The organism is Rhodococcus sp. NJ-530, assembly GCF_003860625.1.
GTDB classification, from domain to species: Bacteria; Actinomycetota; Actinomycetes; order Mycobacteriales; family Mycobacteriaceae; genus Rhodococcus_F; species Rhodococcus_F qingshengii.
Genome location: NZ_CP034152.1, coordinates 2,648,871 through 2,673,577, shown reverse-complemented (window position 1 = coordinate 2,673,577; position 24,707 = coordinate 2,648,871). Strand labels below are relative to the sequence as shown.

Genomic DNA, 24,707 nt, shown 5'->3' with positions numbered 1-24,707 from the left:
CAGGATCGAAACGCGTCGATCCTAACTTCATCACATCAATAGTCCACCAAATCCTGAGCCTCGAGAACGCTTACATCTTGCGTTCGTTCGCCCCCTCGAGAAAGACACCGACATGACCGAAGCATTCCCTGTCTCGCATGACGATTCTCCGGTCAGCGATCAAACCGCGACGCAAAAAGTCGTTTTCGCCATGCGGTCGCCACGCCTGTGGATCGTGGTGACTCTGCTCCTCGGGCTTGCGGCAGGCGCGCAACTGATCGGCCCCGCAGTGATTCCCGTCGGCGCTGCCGCCATCACGATCCTGCCCATGGTGTGGGGACTGATTGCCGGCGGTGTCGTCTCGAGCCAGAAGTGGAAACCACTCGGCCTCGACCTTCAGGCTGCAGCCTCGGCAATCATGGGCCTGGCTGTTCTCTTGCTTTGTGCAAGGTTGTCTTTCACCATCGGCCCGAACATCCAATTGTTGTTCGAGGCGGGCCCCGCACTGCTACTGCAGGAATTGGGGCACTTGTTCGGCACTATCGCTCTCGCACTCCCGCTGGCGGTACTCCTTCGGATGGGGCCGGCCACCGTCGGAGCAACCTTCTCCATCGACCGCGAGGGTTCCTTCGCGATGGTCAGCGAACGCTACGGCCCCGATTCCGACCAGTACCGTGGAGTCCTGTCGATGTACGTCTTCGGCACTCTGTTCGGTGCCGTGCTGATCAGCCTGATTGCGTCACTGGCTACATCCTTCAACATCTTCGACCCCCTCGCGTTGGCGATGGGTGCCGGCGTCGGATCCGGCTCGATGATGGCTGCCGCTGCCGCCAGCGTCGTTTCAGCGCACCCCGAGATGGCCGACCAGGTACTCGCCGTGGCGGCCACATCCAACATCATCACCGGCCTCCTCGGCGTGTATGTCGGCATGTATGTCGCACTCCCCCTTGCTGATCGAATCTACGGCGCACTGACCAAGCGCTCGAAGACGACCAGCGAACGGAAAGCCGACACTGCCCCACGAGCGGTTGCGCCGAGCGTCACCGTGCCGCTGACCACCATCGTTCCGATTCTGTTCGTCGGTGGGGTCATCGTCTCTTCGATCGCAGCGGGTGGCGTATCTCGATCGATCATCGTCGGTTACTTGATCCTCACCGGATTGTTGCTCCTGGGCGTCGGCGTGGCCCGCCTGACCCGCGGCAAGATCGCGGCGATGATCGCAATCATCACCATCGGCGCCTTGGCGACAACACCGTGGTCCCCCATCGGTGATTTCGTCTCGAGCACCGTCGGGACTGTCGACTTTCTCTCGATCTGCACCCTCACCTTGACTGTCGCAGGTCTCAGCCTCGGCAAGGACCTTCCCTTGCTCAAGACGATCGGCTGGAAGATCGTGCCCGTCGGAATCGTCGCGATCCTCGCCTCTTACCTACTTTCCGTGGTCGTCGCGGAGTTCGCGCTGGGCCTCTGGCACTAGAACTGCACCCGAAGACGCTGAGAACCGAAGACACCGCGATCCGAAGACACAGAGAACCAAAGATGTTGAAAGGAAGCAATACCCATGTCCATCGCTGACACCCTCACCCTCACAGACACGGTTTCGAGCACGATCGAGAAGTGGGCATCACGCCTCATCGATGTCAGCCACACGATCCATGCTCACCCAGAGCTGGCATTCGAAGAGCATCGGGCATCCGCCCTCTTGGCGGACGCCGCACAGGAAGCCGGCTTCACGGTTACTCGCGCCGCCTACGGCCTCGAGACGGCATTCGAAGCGGTGCGGGGCTCCGGCCCTTTCCGCGTCGTCGTCTGCGCCGAGTACGACGCCCTTCCCGACATCGGTCATGCGTGTGGACACAATGTCATCGCCGCTGCCGGACTGGGAGCAGCGATCGCGCTCGGAGAGGTCGCGGAGGAACACGGCCTGACCGTCGTCCTTCTCGGTACGCCGGCCGAAGAACATGGCGGCGGGAAAGTCTTGCTGCTCGAACGTGGCGCATGGGAAGGCGCGGCGATGTCGATCATGGTCCACGGCGCTGCAGGTGAAGACGTCAGCTGCACCGTCACCGGAACGCAGGCAGTCGACAGGTTCGACGTGACCTACACCGGACGAGCCGCACACGCGGCCGCTGCGCCACACAAGGGCATCAACGCAGGTGACGCCGCCACGATCGCCTTGGTCGCCATCGGACTTCTCCGTCAACAACTTCCGTCCGACGTCAGGCTCAACGCCTATGTCGAGCACGGCGGCGAAGCAACAAACATCATTCCGGCCTCGACGTTGGTGCGAGCGGAAGTTCGGGCCGCAGAACTCGACGTGCTGTTGGACGCCAAGCGTCGTATGCTCTCCTGCTTCGAGGGCGCAGCTGTGGCCAGCGACTGCTCCTGGTCGACCGAACGCGCCGAACCGCGCTACGAGGAGCTTGTTCAACATCGCTTGCTGGCGACGATCTGGGACGAGGAGATCGCGAGCCTGGGCCGCACCGCGGCCGCCCGAACTCCCCTGACCGGTGGCTCGACAGACATGGGCAACGTGTCGAAGGTGGTTCCCTCGATCCACCCGATGATCGCGTTACGCGGCGTTACCGGAGTTCCTCACACGATCGAGTTTGCCGCTGATGCCCGCTCCGCAGCGGGCGACGAAGCTGTTCTGCACGGAGCAATTGCAATGGCGCGCACTGTGATCCGAGCCGCCACCGGAGACTCGCGCTCCAACCTCCTGACGATTGCGGCCCAGCGCGAGTCAGGAGCGACTACCGTCACGAGCGCCGAATGAGCACCACCGGCGTCTATGTTTCCGCGCTCGAATTCTTCTCCATCGGCATCGGGCCCTCCAGTTCACACACGGTCGGTCCGATGCGAGCCGCCCGCACTTTTGTCGGCGAGCTCTCCGCCGCCGGCTTGACCGCGTCGGTCGACCGTATTCGCTGCAATCTGCACGGCTCTCTCGCCGCCACCGGAATAGGGCACTGCACTCCCGACGCGGTGATCGCGGGACTTCGTGGGTTGGATCCTGAAACGTGCGAGCCGAACGACGTTCACGGGCGTTGGGCCGAGCTCTCGGACGGCGGATCGGTGAAGCTCGTCGGCGGCTCACTCGGGCACGTTGTGTTCACTCACGAGGACATGGTGTTCGAGCCGCTCGTTCGCCGTCACGGGCACCCCAACTCGATGACACTGACCGCCTTCAGCGGTCGCGAAATCGTCTGTACGAGTACATATCTGTCGATCGGTGGCGGATTCGTACTGCGCGCCGGAACGGAGACGCAAGCAAGCGCGCATTCGATCAACTCACGCTATCGAACCGCGAAAGAGCTACTGGCGGAATGCGGCTCCGGAACTATGGCCGAGTTGGCACTGTCGGACGAAATCGCGATGCACGGCCAGGATCGGGCATTCGCCGGCATCGACGCGATCTGGTCCGCGATGCGCACATGCATCGAACGCGGCACCCAGACCGAAGGTGTATTGCCCGGGCGTCTCGGAGTTCGCCGAAGAGCACGGTCTGCGAACATTCAACTGGAACAACGTAACTGCGCCCCCTCCTCACGCGAGTGGCTGACCGTCTACGCCATGGCGGTCAACGAAGAAAATGCAGCAGGTGGCCGCGTGGTAACGGCTCCGACGAACGGCGCTGCGGGCATCGTGCCGGCGGTGCTCTATCACCACATACGCGCTACGGGCGCCGGCGTTCACGACGTTCGAACCTTTCTCCTCACCGCTGCCGCAATCGGATCGATCATCAAGGCGAATGCCTCGATCTCGGGTGCGGAGGCGGGGTGCCAGGGTGAAGTCGGCGCTGCCTGCGCGATGGCGGCAGCCGGCTTGTGCGCTGTCATGGGCGGATCACCACGACAAATCGAGAATGCAGCTGAGATTGCCATGGAACACCATCTGGGGCTGACCTGCGATCCGGTTGGTGGCCTGGTCCAAATCCCATGCATCGAACGAAATGCCGTAGCCGCCTCGACTGCAGTCACCGCAGCTCAGCTCGCATACCTCGGTGACGGGACGCATGTGGTGAGCCTCGATACCGTCATCGAAACCATGCGCCAAACCGGAAACGACATGTCCGTGCGTTACAAGGAAACCAGTGAAGGCGGGCTCGCCGTCAATGTCGTCGAGTGCTGAGGGGGATGTCGACGGCAGCGGCGAGGGCGGGCGGACGCCGTCGCCGGAAATATCATCCTCTCGAACGATGAAGTCCGGTGTACCGATTTCTACACTCGGTGACATGACTTTGTGGACGGTGACCAGATGATCGCTCATCACGCTGGAGGAATCCCACTGCACAATTCTTCACGGCACAACACTGCGGGGCCGTCGCGCTCGACGCAGTCCTCCGGTCGCAAGATCGCCGCGTTGATCGCGTTGGTCGCCGGTTTCTCCGCTGCCTTCGTTCTCGCCCCGGGCATGCTGACGAGTAGGCCGGGTGATGGGTACGCAGACCAGGGAGAACTCGTCGAGACGGTCCGCGCCGCGTTCGTCGAATACTGGAGTTCCGGTGTCCAAGCCTTCTCGCCGAGCTTGGAGTCCGCTGTCGACTACTGGCTGCGGTACCACGTGGCCAAGGCCGTGATCGCGGTAATCCTGCTGACGGTTCTGCTCGCACTCGGCCGGATGCTCAAGGCGTCGTTCGTGAACGCCGGCCCTCTGACGGCTGGAAAGAAACTCGCATTCGTCTCGGCGGGAGCGCTGCTCACGCTCCTCGCGATGTTTTCTTCGGTACTCGTGATGGCAAATATCCAAGGTGTCGTTGCACCCTTCTCTTCGCTGATCTCGATGTTGCCCGTGGCCCAGGCGGATGGGGCACTTGGCGACACTGTCGGGCAGGTCCGCCAACAGCTCGCTCAGTCGACGGGCACCGGAAACCAGCAAAGCCCTGTCCTCGAACTGATGATCAGCGACTTCGCGCGGTATCACTTGGCCATGGCGGTGATCGCGCTGATCGCGGCAGCAATATCACTGACCGTGACTGTGGTCGTGTGGGCACACTTCGCGAGAACGGCACGATCCGAGCGACGGACGAGATTCGTGTCGGGGTCGATCGGTCTTCTCACTGCACTGTTCACGCTGGGATTGATCGTTGTCGGCGTAGCAAATATGGGCACCGCGGCAGACCCGGCACCCGCGCTGGCGGCGTTCTTCGACGGCGGACTCTGACCCAAGTCAAGGGTTCAGGCCAGGGTTCCGTAGTCCCCCGGTACCGGTTGAGGAGGTACCTGGGGACTGCGTCTGCCGTACCCGGGGTCGATGTGTGAGTGCCCTCGGACAGGCAGAGTTCGACTCATGAAAACCGGAGCAAGACGCATCCTGCTTGTCGGCCTGTGCAGCGCCATGGTTGGAGCTGTAATCAGCTGCAGCACGGACAAATCCACAGACACATCCGACAAGATCATGGACTCGACCATCACCGACCAGCTCGATTCGATCATCGACGCTGCGGTGAATTCGACGGGGATTCCCGGTGCGATGGTGGGCATTTGGGGACCAGACGGCAACTATGTGAAGGTTGCAGGAGTCGCCGACACTGCAACCAAGGCACCGATGGAGACCGACTTCTACCACCGGATCGGTAGCGTCACCAAGACATTTACCGTCACCGCCCTGCTGCAATTGGTCGACGAGGGAAAGATCGGTCTCGACGATCCGATCTCCCAGTACGTCGACGGCGTCATGGAAGGCGATGCGATCAGCCTGCGCCAGCTGGCGGGGATGCGCAGCGGCCTCGTGGCCTACACGACGTCCGAACAGTTTGTCATGGATGTTCTTTCCGACCCTCGCCGATCATTCACATCCGAAGAGCTCTTCGGATACGTCAAGGACCTCCCACTCCAAATTCGACCAGGAACCACTGTCGACTACTCGAATACCAACACCCTTCTGCTCGGCATGGTCATCGAGAAGGTCACCGGCTCAACACTGTCGGACGTCATCGACACCAAGATCACCACACCACTCGGAATGGAGCACACCAGCTTTCCCACCACCAACGCGTTCCCGAACCCCCACGCACAGGGATACACCAACCAAACACTCGACGAATCCGTGACCGCAGCAACGGACTGGAACCCGTCGTGGGGAGGCGCCGCGGGCGCAATGATCTCGTCGTTGGACGACATGCGCATCTGGGTTCCGGCCTTGGCCAAGGGCGATCTCCTCGCCGACGACACTCAGAAGCAGCGCCTGCACACCGAGCCCCTGGGCGAAGGGGACGACAGCTCCGGCTACGGACTCGGTTTGTTCAACAGCGGCGGCTGGATCGGTCACAACGGAAGCCTGCCCGGCTACAAGACAGTCTCGGTCTACTTGCCCGGGAAGGACACAACCCTGGTCGTCTTCATCAACACCGACATCGACGGAGAGACCGACCTGACCGGTGCTTTGATGGTGCCGATCACCAAGTTGATCAGCCCGGGCAACGTCTACGGCTGATCACCTCGGGTCCGATCCACAATTCGGACGAAAGTGACATCTCGGGTTTCGATCTGTCGATAGGCTCGACCGTCGACAGATCGAAACCCGAAAGAGGCACTCATGGGATCGTTGAACGACTGGCTTCTCGACAGCGACAGCCCGCTCGTGGGGATTGTGGGTGGCATCCTACTGACGATCGCAATGCTCTCCGGCGGTTCAGGCATGTAACCCACCGCTCCCGATATGGCTCCGCACAGCGGTCGACGTTCAGTGCGTGATCCAACGAACATGTTCGTTACGAACATGTTCGTGTACCGTGAAATCATGCCCACTCAGCCAACAAGTCCGTCGAGCCGTCGCAATCGTCCGGCCAAACCCGCTCTGACACGCGAGGGCATCGTCAGTACCGCGGTGGAAATCTTGCGGTCGGAGGGCTTGCAGAAAGTGACGATGCGTCGACTCGCCCTCGAACTCGACACCGGGCCGGCATCGATGTACGTGTACGTGCGCAACACAGTCGAGCTGCATGCCGCGGTTCTCGACGAACTCCTCGGAGTCGTGGACCTCGCCGAAAATTCCTCCGGCACTTGGCAAGCTCGCCTTGAACGGGTGTTGACCTCGTACACGGCCGTGCTGTTCGATCATCCCGGCCTCGCCCAGTCGGCTCTCGTTTCCCGGCCCAGCGGAGTTCACTACGTGCGCCTGCTCGAGCGCCTGCTGGCATTGCTCGACGAAGGCGAAGTCCCTCCAGGCCAGGCCGCGTGGGGCGTGGACTTGCTACTGCAGTACGCGACGTCCACTGCTGCCGAACACTCGGCGCCGAACAATTCCGCCGACGCGGATGCCCGATGGAGCGCGTTGACCGACGCAATCCAGAACGCAAACCCGCAGACGCACCCACTCGTCGCAAGACATGCAACAGCTCTACTTGCCGGTGAACCCACCGCGCGCCTCTCCTGGGGATTCCGCACGCTCATCACGGGCATCGAGAACACCCCACTCACTTCTTAGGAACCCACCATGAACGACTACCCCATCGCAATCATCGGCGCCGGCCTCGGTGGCCTCACCCTCGCCCGAGTCCTCCATCTCCGCGGAATCGATTCGGCGGTATTCGATCTCGAATCCGGACCGACAGCCAGAACTCAAGGCGGGATGCTCGACATCCACGAAGACTCGGGTCAGATCGCGCTTCGTGCCGCCGGCCTCTATGAGGAGTTCCGCGCCCTCGTTCATCAAGGCGGGGAAGAGACACGCGTCCTCGATCGAAATGCCGTCGTGCACCTGAGCGAGCAGGACACCGGAGACGGCGACCGCCCGGAAATCGACCGCGGCCAGCTGCGTGACCTACTGCTCAGCTCAATTCCGAAGGAAACAATCCACTGGGGAGCCAAGGTCCGCAGTGCTCATCCGTTGCCGGATGGTCGACACGAAGTTCACCTCGCGGATGGAACCCACTTCACCACCGATCTCCTGGTCGGCGCCGACGGTGCGTGGTCGAAAATCCGTCCATTGGTTTCAAACGACACTCCTGCGTACACCGGAATATCTTTCGTGGAGTTCGACCTCGACGACGCCGACAACCAGCACGTGGATGCCGCTGAAACCGTCGGCGGCGGAATAATGTTCGCACTCGGTGCCGACAAGGGCTTCCTTGCCCACCGTGAGACCGACAACAGTCTGCACATCTACGCCGCCCTGCGAGTTCCCGAGAGCTGGGCAGCGAGTGTCGACTTCTCCGACGATCACATCGCGAAGAAGGTTCTGCTGGAACACTTCTCGGACTGGGACGAGTCACTGCGTTCACTGATCGTCGAAGCCGACAGCTCGCTGACCCCTCGCTCCATCCATGCCCTTCCCATCGGCCACAGTTGGAGCCGTACTCCCGGGGTCACTCTGCTCGGGGACGCGGCACACGTCATGTCGCCGTTTGCCGGAGAGGGTGCGAACCTGGCAATGCTCGACGGCGCGGAACTCGGCCAGGCGATCGCTTCGCACAGCAGCACGGAGGAAGGGCTAGCTGTCTACGAAGAGCGCCTATTCCCACGCAGCGCCGCATCGGCACAACAGTCCGCTGATGGACTGGACATGTGCTTCGGCGAGAACGCACCCCAGGGGCTCGTGGACATGTTCAACTCACACCCTTGATCGAATCGAGTCGACTGCAATCACTCCCGCAACGTCGTCAAGAAGGCAATGCGGTCGCCGCGGTAGAGCGAGCGAACCCGCTCGATCGGCACACCCTCCGGATCGACGGAGGTCCGGTGCAGCAGAAGCATCGGCATCGAGGTCGTGGACTCGACGAGCATTGCCTCCCGCGGTGAAGCGAGCACCGTCTCGATCCGTTCGGTTGCGGAGGCAAAGACCACGCCGATGGAACGGATAGCCGCGTACAGCGACGTCGTCGCATCGAAAGCGTCGAGCATCTCACCGAACCTGCTGTCCGGCAGGAACGTTGATTCGAGTCCGATCTTCTCTCCGTCGGCGAAGAGAACACGCTCGAGATGAACGACGCTGTCACCTGGTTCGATACCCAATTCCGTGGCGAGACCGTCGTCGGCTGACATTCGTTCGAACGTCACAACCTTACGACTGGGCACTCGCCCAGCACTCAGTGCGCCTTCGGTATACGAACGAATCGAGAGCGGCTGAACCAACTTCGGACTCGCGACGACAGTGCCCCGCCCCCGCCGCTCGATCCGTCCTTCGACAAGCAGATCACGAAGCGCTTGACGGACCGTCTCGCGAGCGACTGTGAACCGCGCCGCCAATTCCCGCTCGGACGGGACTGCGTCGCCCTCCTCGAGCCCACTGAGAATGGTCTCGATCTCGGTGCGCACCCGGTAGTACTTCAACTCCGGTTCGATCACGACGCTCGAGGTCCCCGGCCCGGTGGACGTCTGCTGATTCATGGCGCAAGCGTACAAGAATTCGGTCTATACCAATTGTTAACCTGGAGTTCGTCTCGATTCCCCCTATTGGTCTAGACCAAACGTCACTATCTCTACATGCGAACTTTGATTGTGGGCGGAGGGATCCTCGGAACGGCGCACGCCGACGAGGCAATCCGTCGGGGACACGACGTCATCCATCTCGAACGTGAGCCCGAAGCCCGCGGTGCCACGGTACGGAACTTCGGCCTCGTCTGGGTATCCGGGCGAGCCCCGCACGAACTCGAAGCTGCGCTGCGCTCGCGCGAACTGTGGGCAGACCTTGCCGCCCGTGTCCCCGGCGTCGGATACCGCCCAGCCGGCTCCATCACCCTCATGCGCACCGAGGAGGAGGTCGCGGTCGCGCAGGAAGCGTTCTCTCGGCCGGACGCCGACAACCGAGGGTTCGCGCTCCTGGATCCCGACGCCGTTCGCGTCGTCAACCCCGCGCTCCGGGGCAAGTTTCTCGGCGGACTGCACTGCACGCTGGACGCCGCAGTCGAGTCACGGCAAGCGCTCCCCGCCATCCGTTCTTACCTCGAATCCACCGGCCGTTACACCTTCCACGCCGGAACGGAAGCCCGCGAGATCACGACGACCACCTCCGGCGTACACATCCGCGACGACCACGGTCGCAGCTTCGACGCCGATCTCGTGATCGTCTGCCCCGGAGCGACACTCGGCGGATTGGCTCGCGATCTCGCCGGCGATCTCCCGTTGCGCCGTGTGCGCCTGCAGATGATGCAGACAGCCCCACTCGGCGAAAAGCTCACCACCGCAATCGCTGACGGTGACAGCTTCCGCTACTACCCCGGTTTCGCCGGATCTGCCCTCGATCATCTCCGCACAGTGCAGCCGCAGGAACCGACTGCCGAGGAACACCGCATGCAACTCCTGTGCGTGCAGCGCTTGCACGGCGGGCTGACCATCGGCGACACCCACGAATACGAGGAACCCTTCGACTTCGATGTCGACGAGGCGCCCTATCGCCATCTGTCCGGAGTCGTGGAAACACTTCTGGGACGCGATCTTCCGCCAATCGTCAAGCGTTGGGCGGGCGTCTACAGCCAGTGCATCGACCCCTCACAACTTGTACACCGCGCACAAGCCGCCGACAACGTCTGGGTGGTTGCCGGCCCCGGTGGCCGCGGTATGACGCTCGGCCCGGCACTGGCGGAACAAACCGCCGACCAGCTCGGTCTCTGAATCTCTCCGACAAGAAAGACTTCTCATGTCTCCGATCACCCTTGCCGTTCTCGACATGGCCGGCACCACCGTCGCCGACGACGGACTGGTTCTTCGCGCCTTCGCTGCCGCCGCTGAAGCCGGCGGACTGCCCGCCGAAGGCCCGGAAGCCGACGCCGCTCGCCAGTACGTCCTCGACACGATGGGCCAGTCGAAGATCGTCGTGTTCCGGGCGATCTTCGGTGACGAAGACCGCGCCCAGGCCGCGAACGCCGCCTTCGAAACCACGTACGACTCCCTCATCGACCAGGGCCTGGCCGAGCCGATCCCCGGCGCCGAGAAAGCCATCACCACTTTGCGCGAGGCCGGCATCAAAGTTGCCTTGACCACCGGGTTCAGCCGATCGACCCAGGACAAACTCCTCGTCGCGCTCGGCTGGGAAACCCTCGCCGATCTCACCCTCTCCCCCGCCGAGGCCGGTCGCGGTCGACCGTACCCGGACCTGATTCTGACTGCCCTGCTCAAACTTTCGATCGACGACGTCCACCAGATCGCCGTACTCGGCGACACGTCCAACGACGTGCTCAGCGGCATTCGTTCCGGCGCATCCATCGTCGCCGGAACTCTGACCGGCGCACACGACGAGCAACAGCTTCGCGACGCCGGAGCCACCCACATCGTCCCGTCCGTGACGGAGTTCGCCGAACTCCTCACCCACTCCTGATCTCACCTCCGAAAAAGGAATCGTCATGCGTCTACGCCCGAGCATCGCTGCGGCCGCTCTCGCCGTGTCCGTCCTTTCGTTCACCACTGCCTGCGGTGGCACCGGCACTGCTGCCGGATCAGACACCGAGACCGTCACCGTCTACAGCGCCGACGGCCTGTCCGGTTGGTACAAGGGAAGATTCGACGCCTTCACCGCGCAGACCGGTATCGCCGTCAACCTCGTGGAAGCCGGATCCGGCGAGGTCGTCTCCCGCGTCGAAAAGGAGCAGTCCAACCCACAGGCAGACGTGATCATCACGCTGCCCCCGTTCATCCAGAAGGCCGATGCCCAAGGTCTGCTCGAGCCCAGCGGAATCGACACCTCCGCCGTTCCTGCCGACGAGAAGGACGACGCCGGCAAGTACGTACCCGTCGTCGAGAATTACCTCTCGTTCATCGCCAATCCGTCTGCATCACCCGCCCCACAATCTTGGGACGATCTGCTCACTGACCAGTTCAAGGGCAAGTTGCAGTACTCCACGCCCGGCCAGGCCGGCGACGGCACCGCGGTGCTCTTGCTGCTCCAGCACCTGATGGGTAAGGAAGGAGCACTCGACTACCTCGGAAAGCTCCAGGCCAACAACGTCGGACCCTCGTCTTCCACCGGAAAGCTCCAGCCCAAGGTCAGTAACGGAGAGCTGCTGGTCGCCAACGGTGACGTCCAGATGAACCTCGCCTCCATCGCCGACGACGGATCGAAGTTCGACATCTTCTTCCCCGCTGGAGCCGACGGCACTCGCACCACCATTGCACTGCCCTACGTGATGGGCCTCGCCAAGAGCGCACCGAGCAGCGAACAAGCCAAGAAGTTGATGGAGTTCCTGCTTTCCGAAGAATCCCAGAAGACCGTCGCCACCGATGCACTCGGCGTATCGGTCCGCGAGGACGTCCGAAGCGCTGCCGGTGAATCCACCGACAAGAACACGCCTTCCGGAGTTCTGCAGGGCGTCAACGTGTGGACCCCGAACTGGAACGACGTCCTCAGCTCGCTCGACGCCGACATCGCCGCTTACCAGAAAGCCACCGGGAGCTGATCATGGCAAGAACCAGACTGGGGCGGACGCTCCCCGAGACCGTCGGTGTTCACGGAGCGATCGAACATTCTGCTCCGGCCATCACCTTCGATCGTGTCAACGTCGCCTACGGCCGCGGGAAGACCGCAACCCATGCACTCGTCGATTTCAATCTACGAGTGGCGCCGGGTGAAACTGTGGCACTGCTGGGGCCCAGTGGATCCGGCAAGTCGACCGCTCTGAAGGCCCTCGCGGGATTTGTCCGCCCCACGTCCGGTTCCGTCAAGCTCGGCACCCGAGACATCACCAATCTGCCTCCCGCACAACGCGGTATCGGCGTCGTCGTTCAGTCGTACGCTCTCTTCCCGCACATGCGAGTATCCGAAAACGTAGCCTTCGGACTCCGAGCCCATCGCGTGCCGCGGTCGGAGATCGGCACTCGCGTGGCCGAAGCCCTCGACATGGTCGGGATGTCGGCGTACGGAAAGCGGCTTCCCCGTGAACTTTCCGGCGGTCAACAGCAGCGAATCGCCATTGCCCGAGCGTTGGCAATTCGCCCTGGAGTACTCCTCCTCGACGAACCACTGGCCGCCCTGGATGCTCAACTTCGCGAGAGCATGCTCGGCGAACTGGCGAGACTGCGCGCAGCACTACCTGACACAGCCATGCTCTACGTGACGCACGATCAGAGTGAAGCCCTGGCGCTCGCAGACCGAATCGCAGTGATGCGCAACGCCAGACTCGCGGACATCGACACCGCTGAGACCTTGTGGAAACGTCCGCCGTCCAGCTTCACCGCGGCGTTCCTCGGGGGTGCCAACCTGCTGCCCTGCACCGTCACACGCGTTATCGGCACCTCCGCGCTGGTCTCGATCGGTGGCACGCCGTTCACTGCTCACGCCCCGCAGCCCGAGATCGGGCACATCGAATGGGAGTCCGACATGGACGCCTACCTGTGTGTTCGTCCACACGCGGTAGCCGTAACCGGCCTCGGCGCACGAGGATCATTCCCGGCGCGCATCGTCTCGAGCGTCTGGCGCGGTTCCACGACGCGTCTGACGCTGGCTGTATGTGGCCTCGACGATGTCCGCGTCGACGCGGATGTTCCAGGGCACGACGAACGACCGGTCGACACCGAAGTGGGCGTCGTCCTGCCCACGGACGGCAGTGTCCTGGTTCCGGCGGATCGCCACCCATGACGACAACCCTGGAACGCCCCGAAACCGCTGCGCCCCAGCACAAAGACCCGATCCCGTGGCGCCGGATCGGCTGGACGCTGCCACCACTGCTTCTTGTCCTCGTGTTTGCTGTCTATCCCACCGCACGTGTCCTCACGGAATCTCTGAGCACCGCAGATGGCACCGGGTTGTCCACGTGGTCTTCGGTGCTCGGTTCGGAACTGTTCAGAACCGCGCTCTGGCGGACCATCCAAATCGCCGTGGCGTCGACCCTGGGTTGCCTGATCCTGGGAAGCTTCCTCGCCTTGGTGCTTGCCTTCGTTCCGTTCGCCGGATCCAAGGTGGTGGGGCGATTGATCGACACGGTGCTCGCCCTGCCGTCTTTCCTGATCACGCTGGCGTTCACGTTCCTGTACGGGACAGCCGGCGCCGTCAACGCCTTGATCGTCCGCATCACCGGCGACGCGAGCGGCCCACTGAATTTCCTCAACACTCCGTTCGGTGTGATCGCGGCCGAAATCACTTTCTTCACACCCTTTGTCGTGCGTCCGCTATTGGCAGCGTTCACCCAGATTCCGCGTGAACAACTCGACGTGGCAGCCAGTCTCGGCGCGTCACCCGTCCGAGTTCTGCGGCAGGTGGTGATGCCGGAAGCGTGGCCGGCCCTCCTGGCCGGTGGATCGCTCGTGCTTCTGATGACGCTGAATGAATTCGGCATCGTGCTCTTCACCGGGGCTAAAGACGTCGTAACTCTGCCGGTCCTCATCTACACCCGCGGCATTGTCACCTTCGACTTGCCCGGCGCGGCAGTGATCGCGACGGTCCAGGTCGCACTCTCACTCGGCCTGTACTGCCTCTACCGATTCACCTTCAACAGATTGATGGGAGGCAGCCGTGCTGCTGTGGACACGAAACTCTAGGGCCCTCGTACTCGGATTCTTCACCCTGGTCGTCGCGGTGGTTTTCGTCGCGCCCATCGCCACCGTCGTCGCGGCTGCCTTGGCCGGATCGTGGACCGGTCCACTTCCGTCGAATCTCGGCGGCAAGAACTTCTCCACGGCGCTGTCCGACGAGAACTTCGCCAGCCTGATCGTCAGTTTGCAGACTGCATTCATCGCGGGGGCATTGGCATTGATCGTCGGAACGTGGGCCGCGCTGGCCTCGCGTGAGGCACCGATGTGGCTGCGGCGCATCACCGATGCCGTATTCCATTTACCGATTGCGGTTCCGTCGGTCGCGATCGGCTTGGGTCTGCTCATCACTTTCAACGAGCGCCCGCTACTGCTCGGCGGCACCAAGTGGATCGTGATTCTCGCTCACACGGTTTTGGTGCTTGCCTTTGCCTTCAGTTCCGTATCGGCCGCGCTCGAACGGCTCGATCCCGCCTACCGTCAAGCTGCCGAATCACTCGGCGCCGGCCCGGTGCGGGTGCTGACACGGGTAACGCTACCGCTGCTGCTCCCAGCGTTGGGTGCGGCTGCCGGGCTTTCCATCGCACTGTCGATGGGTGAGCTGGGCGCAACGGTCATGGTCTACCCGGCGACATGGAAGACCTTGCCGGTCAGCATCTTCGGACTCACCGACCGTGGCCAGGTATTTCTTGCCGCAGCAAATACGACACTGCTGCTTGCGGTCACCCTGGTCGCCCTCATGGTGGTCGGCAGAATTCGTCGGCGCTGACCTTGCTGTGCGCCTTTATTAACCGCCGGGGGTTAATAAAGGCGCACAGCAGGGGTTTATCCCTTCCTCAAGATGTACCGCTGAACCTTGCCACTCGGGGTCTTGGGCAGGTTCGGAACAAAGTGCACTGTGCGCGGGTATGCGTGCGCTGCAAACTTCTTCTTCACCAGGGTTTGCAGTTCCTTCTCGAGTTCGTCGTCACCGTCGACACCTTCGCGAAGTACGACGAACGCTTCGAGGACCTCACCACGCAACTCGTCGGGCATGCCCACCACGGCGGCCTCGATGACGTGCTCGTGCATGACCAGCACGCTCTCGACGTCGAAGGGACCGATGCGGTAGCCCGCCATGATGATGACGTCGTCGTCGCGCGAGGAGAAGAAGAAGAATCCGTCCTCGTCCGTCATTCCCGCATCACCGGTGATGTACCAGCGGCCGTCTTCGCTGAATCGCTGCTTCGTCTTCTCCGGCGCATCGACGTACCCGGTGAACCACATCAACGGGCTGTTGTGAGTATCGATCGCCACGCGGCCCTGAGTGCGGGCCGGTGCAATGTCATCCGAATTGTCTTCCAGCACAGCGGCAGACCAACCCGGCAACGGACGACCCATGGATCCGGGACGGACATCGTCGCGAAGTCCGTCGGCCCAGGCGTTGACGATGAACATGCCGTGCTCGGTCTGGCCGTAGTGATCACGGACCTCGACGCCCAACGAGTTCTTCGACCACGCAACAACATCCGGAGTCAAGGGCTCACCGGCCGAGGAAGCGCGGCGCAGCGAGATGCCTTCCGGAACGGGAGCCTTGTCGGCACGCAGACTGCGGTAGACGGTCGGAGCGGCGGCAAAATTGGTGACACCGAACTTCTCGATGATCTGCCACGTCAGCGGCGCGGAGAATCCGGCGTGCAGCAGAAGGCTTCGCGTGCCGGCGGCAAGCGGGCCGAGCAACGCGTAGTACAGCCCGTACGCCCAGCCCGGGTCTGCGGCGTTCCAGAACACGTCGTCCTCTCGGACGTCGAGGCCGAACTCCTGGTATGCGTGGAACGAGGCGAGCGCGCGCACCGGAACCGGCACGCCCTTGGGTGTTCCCGTGGTGCCACTGGTGAACAACTGCACCATCGGTGCGTTGCCGCCGACTGCCTGAGCAGCGCCCTTCGGGTCTTCGGCATCCTGAGCTGCGACAAGTGCGTCGAAGTCCAACTCGTCACCGGCCGCGCCGCCCGCGACGATGACCTGCCATGCTGCGTCGGCGGGGATGTCCTCTCCCGGCGCGAGCTTCTCGAGCTGATTGGCGTCGGAAATGACCACCTTCGCGCCGCTGGCCGTCAAGCGGAAAGCGATGGCCGGCGAAGCGAACGCCGTGAACAAGGGCACGTGGACCGCTCCGCGGCGCCAGATACCGAGGAGCGCGACCACCAGGTCCGCAGACTTACCCATCAAGGTCGCGACGTTGTCACCCGGCTCGACTCCGAGGTCGGCCAGAGCTGCCGCGAAACGCGCCGACTGCTCACGTAGATGACCGTAAGTGAGGTCCACCGAGCTAAGGTCTGCCTCGACGACGGTGAATGCAACGCCATCCGCGGGATGCCGATCGCAGAGCAATTCTGCGGCGCTGGCATGCGGGGTGTCGTACTGGTCCAGCAGCTCGCGCACCCGTGCGGTGGGATCGGTGCTCATCAACTTGCTCCTTATCGATCGTCGTATGGTTGGCCCGACCGGTTACGTTGGCGGCTCGTCATACGTACTGTTCACCCCCTATGATCTAGCTCACAAGAGAACTTCACTACCCCCAGAAAGGGGTACCTGCGTGAACCGACATGCTTCGTCACTTCTGCGCCCCCGCGACGGGGACGCAATGCGAGGTGAACTCCGCACAATCGCAGCTCAGGGCGTTGTTCCCGTGCTGTTCGGAGGCGAGGTCCAGGACGGAACCCTGCACCTGAGCGAATTCGTCGGCACCCGCACCAACAACCTCAAGGGCTTGGCCATCCCGCCGCGCTCGGGCATGGGCGGACGCGTCGTAGCCCAGGGTTCACCGATCACCGTCAACGATTACGGCAATTCGCAGTCCATCACTCATCACTTCGACCGTCCTGTTCTCAGCGAGGGCCTGCATTCGATCATCGCCGTTCCGGTCATGGTTTCGGGAAAATCGCGCGCTGTGCTCTACGCCGCGATCCGCGATTCCGCTCCGTTGGGTGACCGCACAGCAGACGTCATGGTCGGCGCATCCCGGCGTCTCGGGATGGAGTTCGCCATCCGCGACGAAGTCGATCGTCGCCTGCAACTACTGCAGGCCGCCGCCGCGACTACCGCCGACGGTATGTCTTCGGAAGAGATCCGCGGAGTCCACGCCGAACTACGCAGTGTCGCCCAGACCGTCACCGACACCGACTTGCAGACCAAACTCCGCGGACTCTCCCAGCGTTTGGCCAACCTGCTGCGTCCTACCGCCGACGCCGAATCCGACGTCACGCTCACCCCGCGTGAAGTGGACGTTCTCTCTCAGGTCGCACTCGGCTGCACCAACATCGAAGCCGGCCAACGGCTTTCCCTTCGCCCGGAAACAGTCAAGAGCTATCTGCGAAGCGCGATGGGAAAGCTGGACGCGAGCTCACGCCACGAAGCCGTGGTGACCGCCCGGAGGTTGGGACTGCTCCCCTGACGGGTCAGTAGCCTTCAGGCAGGGCGGTGAGCATGTCGCGGGTGACTGCGACGGCGTTGTCCGAACTTCCGCCCCGCACAACCAGAGTCGCGAAGGCCAGGTTCCCGCGATAGCCGACGAACCACGCGTGCGATCCCCCTTCGACCTCGGCTTCACCGGTCTTGCCGTACACCTCACCCTGATCTTCGACGCGTTCTGCAGTACCGCTGGTGACCACGAGTCGCATCATGCCGCGCAGGCCGTCGACCATGGCGGGCGAGATCGCCGGGCGCTCACCGTCGATGGTGGTTTCGCGCCCTGAAATCAGTTGCGGCACCGGAGTCGAACCGTTCGCGACCGTCGCCGCTGCCATCGCCATTCCGAACGGACTGACCACGACCTTTCCCTGACCGAACCCGTCTTCGGTCCGCTGCACCAGGTCCGACGCCGGCGGCACCGAACCGGAATCGATCGGCAATCCCACCACGTTGTAGTCCTGGCCGATGCCGAACTGCGCTGCGGCAGTGGTCAACGTGTCTGGTTGCATCTCGCTGGCCAGCTTGGCGAAGGACGTGTTGCACGAACGCGCGAAGGCCGTTGCCATCGGCACCGTGCCGAGTGAGAACTCGTTGTAGTTGGGGACGCTGCGCTCACCGATCTCGATCCGGCCAGGACATGGCACCATCGTGTCGGGGGTCGCCTGACCGGTCGAAATTGCGGCGCCTGCCGTGATGATCTTGAACGTCGAACCGGGCGGGTACTGACCCATCGTCGCGACCGGTCCGTCGCGGTCTGCTGCCTTGTTCTGTGCGACAGCCAGGATCGCCCCACTCGACGGTTCGATGACCACCATCATCGCCTGATCCTTGTTCACGTTCACGGCACGCTGAGCAGCGATCTGAATGTTGCGGTCCAAACTGATACTGAACGACGGAACAGGTTGCGGCGCAGTCTCGGTCAGCACATCGGTGTCGACGCCGTTCTGGTTGACCGTGACGACACTCCAGCCGGCTTTGCCGTCGACCTCGTCGATGATCGTCTTCTTGATCTGCCCGAGAAGGTCGGGCGCGAACTCCGGGTCCGTCGAGACGAGATCCGATTCGTCCGAGACAGAGACTCCCGAGATGGCTCCCAGTTGCGCCGATACCTGGTCGTAGTCGTCACTGCGCAGGCGGGTCACCAGATAGTCGCCCTTGACGGCCGTCGAGGATTCGGCGATCGATTGACCCGTCAGCGAAGAATCGAACCGACCGAGAACACTTGCGAGATTGTTTGCGGAACCAATGATGTCGTTGCTCTTGGAGCGATCGAACTTCACTCGGTAGACGATTCCCGGCACCAGGACATCCGTGCCCGAATGCTCGTTGACCCGCGCTCGCGGCGCCGCGGTTGCCCGCAACGACATCGTCTGCTTGTCACCGAGGCGCGGATGAACGTCCGTCGAACTCCACCGGACGGACCAGTCGCCGTCCTTGCGTCCCATCTGCAGCTCGCCGTCGTACGTCCACACGCGGTCTTTCGGAAGGTGCCACTCGTAGGTGTAGCCGACCGTCGCAGTGTCACCGTTCATCTTCACCGACGTGGTCTCGGCAGTCATCGACTCGGCCTGGAGCGCATCCCAGGTGTCACTCAATACAGGACCCGCGGAATCAGGCCGGTCCGTCAGTTTTGCTGCCTCGTCGATATCCCTGTCACCGAACGCACTCAGGAACTGCTGCGCGACGGGCTCGGGGCCGGCGGGTTTCGGAGTACACGAACTGATCCCCACCGCCAAGAAAATCACGGTGCAGGAGGCCAACAGTTGGGCCGAGCGACTACGAGAGAAATGCCGAGTGTTCATCGAGCCCCATAGTAGGGCGACAAATGCTCCACCCAGCGTAGGCGCGACCATTGCACGCAGCTTGTACGGTCAGTCGAGCAGCACCGTCGAGAAGGTCGCGACCTGTCGGAACCCCACCCGCGAATAGGTCGACCGCGCAATCGTATTGAAGCTGTTGACGTACAGGCTCGCAATGCGACCGGTCGCCATGATCGACTCCGCTACAGCCGCTGTACCGGTCACGCCGAAGCCCTGCCCACGAAATTCCGGGTTGACCCACACACCCTGGATCTGGCCACAGCGAGCAGACATCGAACCGACCTCCGCCTTGAAAACGACCTGGCCGTCCTCGATGTGCGCCCACGCTCGACCAGCGGCGATCAGGCTAGCGACACGGTGCCGGTATCCGCGCCCACCGTCGTTGGCACGCGGGTCGACTCCGACCTCTTCGATGAACATCGCGATCGCGGCAGGCAGATAGATCTCGAGTTCGTCCGAGCGAACCTGCCGGACCAGTGGATCCGACGGGCACGCCAGCGGCTCGGAAACCGCGAGCAACGGCTGTTCGGGGCGCACCTCCCGCGCAGTTCCCCAGTCGAGCTCGAGCATCTCCCACAGCGGCAGCGCCAATTCGGCGCGGCCGACCACCGACGAGCACATGCGCGGAATCCGACAGGCACGGTCGGCGAATGCCCGAATGTCATCCGGATCGCCTCGAAGCGGAACCAGGTTCGCCCCGGCAAAGCACAGTGAGGACAACGGCCCGCCTCGACTCCACAGCTCGCCGTGAATCATGCGTGGGTCGACGCCGCATTCTTCGACGCGCGCGGCAATCATGCAGGCCGCCACCGGATCGGCGTCGAGTACCCGTCGGACGTCTTCGAGATCTCGACTTCCGACCTGCTTGGCTCCGAGGAGTTTGAGCATCCGTCAACCCCCTCGACTCGACTGCGCGTCCACGAATATCACTACCCGATCATGATGCACTCAGATTGCCACGAACCTGACACCGACGGGGAAGATTCATCCGGCAATCACTCAACTCACGGTGACGACCGGCGCACCCTCCGAAGCGTCACCCTCCATGCTTTCGGCAATTTTCATCGCCTCTTCGATCAACGTCTCGACGATCTGTGCCTCGGGCACCGTCTTAATGACCTTGCCCTTGACGAAGATCTGGCCCTTGCCGTTGCCGGACGCCACACCGAGGTCGGCCTCACGCGCTTCACCCGGTCCGTTCACGACGCAACCCATGACTGCCACGCGCAGCGGGATCTCCATGCCTTCGAGGCCGGCGGAGACCTCGTCGGCAAGCGTGTAGACATCGACCTGTGCACGGCCACACGAGGGGCAAGAGACGATCTCGAGCTTGCGGGGACGCAGGTTCAGAGACTGCAGAATCTGGTTACCGACCTTGATTTCCTCGGCCGGCGGGGCCGAGAGCGAAACCCGGATCGTGTCGCCGATACCCTCCGCGAGCAGCGCACCGAAGGCGACCGCGGACTTGATCGTGCCCTGAAACGCCGGCCCTGCCTCCGTGACGCCGAGGTGCAACGGGTAATCGCATTTGGCGGCGAGTTGGCGGTAAGCCTCGACCATGATCACCGGATCGTTGTGCTTGACGGAGATCTTGATGTCACCGAAGCCGTGCTCTTCGAACAACCCGGCCTCCCACAGCGCGGACTCGACCAACGCTTCGGGCGTCGCCTTGCCGTACTTCTCCATCAACCGAGGATCGAGCGATCCCGCGTTGACACCGATACGGATCGGAATGCCTGCGTCACCGGCAGCCTTGGCCACCTCTTTGACACGGCCGTCGAATTCCTTGATGTTGCCCGGATTGACGCGCACCGCAGCGCATCCCGCATCGATTGCCGCGAAGATGTAGCGCGGCTGGAAGTGGATGTCGGCGATAACCGGGATCTGGCTCTTCTTCGCAATGATCGACAACGCGTCCGCGTCTTCCTGACGCGGGCAGGCGACACGGACGATGTCGCAACCGGACGCGGTCAGTTCCGCGATCTGCTGCAGCGTTGCATTGACGTCGTGCGTCTTCGTGGTGCACATGGACTGCACCGAGATGGGGAAATCGCTGCCCACACCTACCGTGCCGACCTGCAGCTGCCGTGTCTTGCGTCGAGGAGCAAGAATCGCTGCGGGTGCCGAGGGCATTCCCAGTCCGATAGGGATGGTCACGTCTGTGCCTTCTTTCATAGCTTCACTGCAAGTTTAGCCGGGCGATCGCCGCACTACCGCGCGGCAACCGTCACCCTTCTCACACGGTCAGAAGATCTTGATCGGATTGACGATGTCAGCCGTGAGTGTCAGCAACATGAACGCGCCACCGATCACGATGAATACGTAAGTAATCGGAAGGAGTCGCGTGTAGTCGACCGGGCCGCCGGGAATCAAGCCTCGGCGGGCGCGGAACCAATCACGGATCTTCTCGTAGAAGACCACCGCGATGTGACCGCCGTCGAGCGGCAACAGCGGCAGGATGTTGAAAACACCGAGGAAGAAGTTGATCGATGCGAGCAGTCCGACGAACATCGGCCACTCGGCTCGATCTGCGGCCTCGCCACCGATCACGCTGGCACCGACCACGCTGATCGGTGTGTCCTGGGCGCGTTCGCCGCCCGTGATCGACTCCCACAGAGCCCCCACCTTCGACGGAATGTCAGCCAACGCCTTCACCGAGTCGACCATGATCTGGCCGGTGAAGTCGAAGGCCGCCGGAACAGCAGTGAGCGCGTTGTACTCGATCAGATTGCTGACACCCTCGATTCCGACAGCGCCTACCTTTGCCAGTTCCGGCGTTGTGCTGCCCTCTTTGGCTACGTAACGCTCAACCGGCGATACGTCGACCGGAACTTGAACAGTCTCGTCGCCGCGCTCGACTGTGAGCGTGACTGTCCCGGACTTGTCACGGATCGCCGCGGAAACCTTGGCGAAAGTGTCCGTCGGTTGACCGTCCACCGCGACGATCCGATCGCCGGCAGCAATTCCGGCTGCCTCCGCCGGGCCGGTACCGGTGCAATCCGCGAGTTTCCACCCCTGATCCTGACCGAGCTGCGTCGGAGCAACACACGTCACGCCCTTGACAACAGGCGGTGCCGGCTCCGTACTGGTTCGACCCCAACCGAGGAGCAATGCGTAGATCAGGAGGAACCCGAGAATGAAGTTCATCGCGATACCGCCGGACATGACGACGACGCGCTTCCACGCCGCCTTCTTGTACATCGCGTGCGGCTCTTCTTCAGGCGTCATCTCGTCGAGGGCCGTCATGCCCGCGATGTCGCAGAATCCGCCCAGCGGCAGCGCCTTGAGGCCGTACTCGGTCTCACCTCGACGGAACGAGAAGATCTTCGGTCCGAAGCCGATGTAGTAGCGGCGAACCTTCATTCCCAAAGCCTTGGCCGTCCACATGTGGCCGGCTTCGTGCAGGGCGATGGACACGCCGATGCCGAGGGCAAACAGCACTACGCCCAGTGCAAAAACCATGAAAGCTCTAGCCCTCCTGCTTCACGAGCTGACGCGCTCGTGTGCGTGCCCAGCCGTCTGCGGCCAGAACGTCGTCCACGGTAACCGGTTCCGCGGACCATTGACCTGCATCGTCGAGAACAGCGGCCACCGTGCGGACGATCGCCGGGAAGGAAATGACACCGTCGAGGAATGCCTGAGCCGCCACTTCGTTGGCCGCGTTGTAGATCGCGGTGAAGCAACCGCCGGATTTGCCCGCGCTTCGCGCCAGATCGACGGCGGGGAACACCGACGAATCGAGCGGCTCGAATTCCCAGGTGGAGGCGGTGGTGAAGTCGCATGCCGACGCAGCACCTTCGATGCGGTCCGGCCAGCCTAGAGCGAGAGCGATCGGGAGCTTCATGTCCGGCGGGCTTGCCTGCGCCAGCGTCGACCCGTCGAAGAAGGTGACCATGGAATGCACGATCGACTGCGGGTGCACGGTGACGTCGATGCGGTCGTAGTCGATCCCGAACAGCAGGTTCGTCTCGATCAGCTCGAGGCCCTTGTTGACCAGAGTTGCCGAATTGAGGGTGTTCATGGGCCCCATCGACCAGGTGGGGTGCGCTTTTGCCTGAGCTGGATTCACACTTTCGAGATCCTCGGCGCTCCAGCCACGGAACGGTCCACCCGAAGCGGTGAGAACCAACCGAGCCACTTCGTCGCCTGTTCCACCACGTAGGCACTGGGCAAGCGCCGAATGCTCCGAGTCGACCGGCACGATCTGACCGGGGGCGGCGGCTTTCGTCACCAGCGCTCCGCCGGCGACAAGCGATTCCTTGTTCGCCAGCGCCAGGCGCGCTCCCGAGTTCAAAGCCGCCAGTGTCGGTTCGAGTCCCAAAGAACCGACGAGCGCATTGAGGACAACATCGGCACCGCTGTCCCGAATCAGTTCCGTCACGGCGCTCGGTCCCGAACGGGCGGTTACCGATTCCAGCGCCGATGCCGCTGCAGGATCGGCGACGGCGACGTCCGTGACGCCGGTTGCACGAATCTGTTCGGCCAACAACTCGACGTTGTTGCCGCCCGCTGCAAGACCGACTACTTCGAAACGGTCGGGGTTGGCAGCGATGACCTCCAGCGCTTGGGTACCGATCGAACCGGTACTGCCGAGGAGGAGGACGCGGGTACGTGTGGTTTCCTGCACTCGCCCATTGTTCCTGATAACACCTGAGAACAACCTTATCGACGCCCAACTACGTACGACAGGCAGTCGTATGTCACCATATTGGGCAGTAGTGCAACCGAATGAGCAGGAGGATCGACCGTGGCCGATACCCAGTTGGACGTCAAGTCCAGCGCCCCCGTCGTGGTCTCGCACGTCGATGAGGCCGAGGTTCCCTCTGCCGCATGGGGGTGGAGTGGTGAAGGACTCAAGTTTTTCCGTTTCCTCGGATGGTTCTTCGCAATATTCCTGCTTCTGATGATGATCGGAAACCATCACGGCAAGGTCGAGGATCTGTGGCTCATCGGCACCGCCGGATTGATGATCTTCATTCTGGTCCGCGACATCGTGATCCGTCGCCGCCCGCGCTAGAGACCTGACAAAGAGAAGGCCTCCACGAACGAAAGTTCG

At 62.7% G+C, this 24,707-nt stretch carries 22 protein-coding genes; 15 read left to right on the top strand and 7 right to left on the bottom strand.

Annotated elements, in window-relative coordinates; genetic code table 11:
* The first annotated feature begins 112 nt into the window (after positions 1-112).
* From EHW12_RS12640 to EHW12_RS12610, 7 genes are all read left to right on the top strand, one after another.
* Positions 113-1,456: a DUF3100 domain-containing protein gene (locus EHW12_RS12640; protein WP_003942681.1), complete on the top strand. Its 1,344-nt coding sequence runs from the start codon at positions 113-115 to the stop codon at positions 1,454-1,456.
* Between the two features lie 84 nt (positions 1,457-1,540).
* Positions 1,541-2,755, top strand: coding sequence for an amidohydrolase (locus EHW12_RS12635; protein WP_125050886.1), 1,215 nt, complete (start codon positions 1,541-1,543; stop codon positions 2,753-2,755).
* A complete protein-coding gene (locus EHW12_RS12630) occupies positions 2,752-4,110 on the top strand; it encodes an L-serine ammonia-lyase (RefSeq protein ID WP_125050884.1) in 1,359 nt (452 codons plus the stop codon). The genes EHW12_RS12635 and EHW12_RS12630 overlap by 4 nt, the downstream gene beginning before the upstream one ends.
* Positions 4,111-4,236: 126 nt before the next feature.
* Complete coding sequence (locus EHW12_RS12625) at positions 4,237-5,142, top strand: hypothetical protein (RefSeq protein ID WP_241199150.1); 906 nt, start codon at positions 4,237-4,239, stop codon at positions 5,140-5,142.
* Positions 5,143-5,268: 126 nt separating this feature from the next.
* The gene (locus EHW12_RS12620) at positions 5,269-6,414 is read left to right on the top strand and encodes a serine hydrolase domain-containing protein (RefSeq protein WP_125050880.1); all 1,146 of its coding nucleotides are present in this window, start codon (positions 5,269-5,271) and stop codon (positions 6,412-6,414) included.
* Between the two features lie 306 nt (positions 6,415-6,720).
* Positions 6,721-7,407: a TetR/AcrR family transcriptional regulator C-terminal domain-containing protein gene (locus EHW12_RS12615; protein WP_125050879.1), complete on the top strand. Its 687-nt coding sequence runs from the start codon at positions 6,721-6,723 to the stop codon at positions 7,405-7,407.
* 9 nt (positions 7,408-7,416) lie between these two features.
* Positions 7,417-8,544: an NAD(P)/FAD-dependent oxidoreductase gene (locus tag EHW12_RS12610; protein WP_125050877.1), complete on the top strand. Its 1,128-nt coding sequence runs from the start codon at positions 7,417-7,419 to the stop codon at positions 8,542-8,544.
* A gap of 20 nt (positions 8,545-8,564) precedes the next feature.
* Here the strand turns inward: EHW12_RS12610 and EHW12_RS12605 are convergent, their stop codons facing one another.
* The gene (locus EHW12_RS12605) at positions 8,565-9,308 is read right to left on the bottom strand and encodes a GntR family transcriptional regulator (protein WP_003942751.1); all 744 of its coding nucleotides are present in this window, start codon (positions 9,306-9,308) and stop codon (positions 8,565-8,567) included.
* 96 nt (positions 9,309-9,404) lie between these two features.
* Between EHW12_RS12605 and EHW12_RS12600 the strand changes: the two genes are divergently transcribed.
* From EHW12_RS12600 to EHW12_RS12575, 6 genes are read left to right on the top strand one after another with little or no spacing between them, the layout of a single operon-like run.
* Complete coding sequence (locus tag EHW12_RS12600; RefSeq protein WP_125050875.1) at positions 9,405-10,532, top strand: TIGR03364 family FAD-dependent oxidoreductase; 1,128 nt, start codon at positions 9,405-9,407, stop codon at positions 10,530-10,532.
* A gap of 25 nt (positions 10,533-10,557) precedes the next feature.
* A complete protein-coding gene (locus EHW12_RS12595; RefSeq protein WP_020907384.1) occupies positions 10,558-11,235 on the top strand; it encodes a phosphonatase-like hydrolase in 678 nt (225 codons plus the stop codon).
* A 25-nt stretch (positions 11,236-11,260) separates the two neighbouring features.
* Positions 11,261-12,310 carry a 2-aminoethylphosphonate ABC transporter substrate-binding protein gene (locus tag EHW12_RS12590; protein ID WP_054825508.1) on the top strand — a complete coding sequence of 350 codons (1,050 nt, stop codon included), beginning with the start codon at positions 11,261-11,263 and terminating at the stop codon, positions 12,308-12,310.
* Between the two features lie 2 nt (positions 12,311-12,312).
* Positions 12,313-13,488, top strand: coding sequence for an ABC transporter ATP-binding protein (locus EHW12_RS12585; RefSeq protein ID WP_125050873.1), 1,176 nt, complete (start codon positions 12,313-12,315; stop codon positions 13,486-13,488).
* Positions 13,485-14,387 carry a 2-aminoethylphosphonate ABC transporter permease subunit gene (locus EHW12_RS12580; protein WP_125050871.1) on the top strand — a complete coding sequence of 301 codons (903 nt, stop codon included), beginning with the start codon at positions 13,485-13,487 and terminating at the stop codon, positions 14,385-14,387. The genes EHW12_RS12585 and EHW12_RS12580 overlap by 4 nt, the downstream gene beginning before the upstream one ends.
* A complete protein-coding gene (locus EHW12_RS12575) occupies positions 14,362-15,147 on the top strand; it encodes an ABC transporter permease subunit (protein WP_125050869.1) in 786 nt (261 codons plus the stop codon). The genes EHW12_RS12580 and EHW12_RS12575 overlap by 26 nt, the downstream gene beginning before the upstream one ends.
* Before the next feature lie 56 nt (positions 15,148-15,203).
* Here EHW12_RS12575 and EHW12_RS12570 read toward each other — a convergent pair whose 3' ends face one another.
* On the bottom strand, positions 15,204-16,826 hold the full coding sequence (locus EHW12_RS12570; protein WP_003942743.1) for an AMP-binding protein: 1,623 nt from the start codon (positions 16,824-16,826) through the stop codon (positions 15,204-15,206).
* Between the two features lie 178 nt (positions 16,827-17,004).
* On the opposite strand from EHW12_RS12570, the gene EHW12_RS12565 reads away from it, so the two are divergent.
* A complete protein-coding gene (locus EHW12_RS12565) occupies positions 17,005-17,814 on the top strand; it encodes a LuxR C-terminal-related transcriptional regulator (RefSeq protein WP_042450799.1) in 810 nt (269 codons plus the stop codon).
* Between the two features lie 4 nt (positions 17,815-17,818).
* Here EHW12_RS12565 and EHW12_RS12560 read toward each other — a convergent pair whose 3' ends face one another.
* The 5 genes from EHW12_RS12560 to dxr all read right to left on the bottom strand — a co-directional run bounded on the left by EHW12_RS12560 (position 17,819) and on the right by dxr (position 24,278).
* Entirely contained in the window at positions 17,819-19,633 is a 1,815-nt protein-coding gene (locus EHW12_RS12560) for a penicillin-binding transpeptidase domain-containing protein (RefSeq protein WP_042450801.1), read from the bottom strand.
* Between the two features lie 69 nt (positions 19,634-19,702).
* Complete coding sequence (locus EHW12_RS12555; protein WP_003942692.1) at positions 19,703-20,539, bottom strand: GNAT family N-acetyltransferase; 837 nt, start codon at positions 20,537-20,539, stop codon at positions 19,703-19,705.
* Between the two features lie 111 nt (positions 20,540-20,650).
* A complete protein-coding gene (ispG, locus tag EHW12_RS12550) occupies positions 20,651-21,808 on the bottom strand; it encodes a flavodoxin-dependent (E)-4-hydroxy-3-methylbut-2-enyl-diphosphate synthase (protein ID WP_007734888.1) in 1,158 nt (385 codons plus the stop codon).
* A gap of 87 nt (positions 21,809-21,895) precedes the next feature.
* Positions 21,896-23,113: a site-2 protease family protein gene (locus EHW12_RS12545; RefSeq protein ID WP_125050867.1), complete on the bottom strand. Its 1,218-nt coding sequence runs from the start codon at positions 23,111-23,113 to the stop codon at positions 21,896-21,898.
* Positions 23,114-23,120: 7 nt separating this feature from the next.
* Positions 23,121-24,278 carry a 1-deoxy-D-xylulose-5-phosphate reductoisomerase gene (gene dxr / locus EHW12_RS12540; RefSeq protein ID WP_125050865.1) on the bottom strand — a complete coding sequence of 386 codons (1,158 nt, stop codon included), beginning with the start codon at positions 24,276-24,278 and terminating at the stop codon, positions 23,121-23,123.
* A gap of 120 nt (positions 24,279-24,398) precedes the next feature.
* Here dxr and EHW12_RS12535 point away from each other — a divergent pair, with 120 nt between their 5' ends.
* Positions 24,399-24,668 carry a DUF2631 domain-containing protein gene (locus tag EHW12_RS12535; protein ID WP_003942762.1) on the top strand — a complete coding sequence of 90 codons (270 nt, stop codon included), beginning with the start codon at positions 24,399-24,401 and terminating at the stop codon, positions 24,666-24,668.
* Positions 24,669-24,707 lie beyond the last annotated feature (39 nt).

Coding starts and splice junctions, on each gene's coding strand:
- EHW12_RS12555 (WP_003942692.1), bottom strand. CDS start 20,539: ATGCTCAAACTCCTCGGAGCCAAGCAGGTCGGAAGTCGAGATCTCGAA.
- EHW12_RS12585 (WP_125050873.1), top strand. CDS start 12,313: ATGGCAAGAACCAGACTGGGGCGGACGCTCCCCGAGACCGTCGGTGTT.
- EHW12_RS12610 (WP_125050877.1), top strand. CDS start 7,417: ATGAACGACTACCCCATCGCAATCATCGGCGCCGGCCTCGGTGGCCTC.
- EHW12_RS12595 (WP_020907384.1), top strand. CDS start 10,558: ATGTCTCCGATCACCCTTGCCGTTCTCGACATGGCCGGCACCACCGTC.
- EHW12_RS12640 (WP_003942681.1), top strand. CDS start 113: ATGACCGAAGCATTCCCTGTCTCGCATGACGATTCTCCGGTCAGCGAT.
- EHW12_RS12635 (WP_125050886.1), top strand. CDS start 1,541: ATGTCCATCGCTGACACCCTCACCCTCACAGACACGGTTTCGAGCACG.
- EHW12_RS12605 (WP_003942751.1), bottom strand. CDS start 9,308: ATGAATCAGCAGACGTCCACCGGGCCGGGGACCTCGAGCGTCGTGATC.
- EHW12_RS12615 (WP_125050879.1), top strand. CDS start 6,721: ATGCCCACTCAGCCAACAAGTCCGTCGAGCCGTCGCAATCGTCCGGCC.
- EHW12_RS12565 (WP_042450799.1), top strand. CDS start 17,005: ATGCGAGGTGAACTCCGCACAATCGCAGCTCAGGGCGTTGTTCCCGTG.
- EHW12_RS12580 (WP_125050871.1), top strand. CDS start 13,485: ATGACGACAACCCTGGAACGCCCCGAAACCGCTGCGCCCCAGCACAAA.
- EHW12_RS12560 (WP_042450801.1), bottom strand. CDS start 19,633: ATGAACACTCGGCATTTCTCTCGTAGTCGCTCGGCCCAACTGTTGGCC.
- EHW12_RS12545 (WP_125050867.1), bottom strand. CDS start 23,113: ATGGTTTTTGCACTGGGCGTAGTGCTGTTTGCCCTCGGCATCGGCGTG.
- EHW12_RS12630 (WP_125050884.1), top strand. CDS start 2,752: ATGAGCACCACCGGCGTCTATGTTTCCGCGCTCGAATTCTTCTCCATC.
- EHW12_RS12620 (WP_125050880.1), top strand. CDS start 5,269: ATGAAAACCGGAGCAAGACGCATCCTGCTTGTCGGCCTGTGCAGCGCC.
- EHW12_RS12625 (WP_241199150.1), top strand. CDS start 4,237: ATGATCGCTCATCACGCTGGAGGAATCCCACTGCACAATTCTTCACGG.
- EHW12_RS12570 (WP_003942743.1), bottom strand. CDS start 16,826: ATGAGCACCGATCCCACCGCACGGGTGCGCGAGCTGCTGGACCAGTAC.
- EHW12_RS12590 (WP_054825508.1), top strand. CDS start 11,261: ATGCGTCTACGCCCGAGCATCGCTGCGGCCGCTCTCGCCGTGTCCGTC.
- EHW12_RS12600 (WP_125050875.1), top strand. CDS start 9,405: ATGCGAACTTTGATTGTGGGCGGAGGGATCCTCGGAACGGCGCACGCC.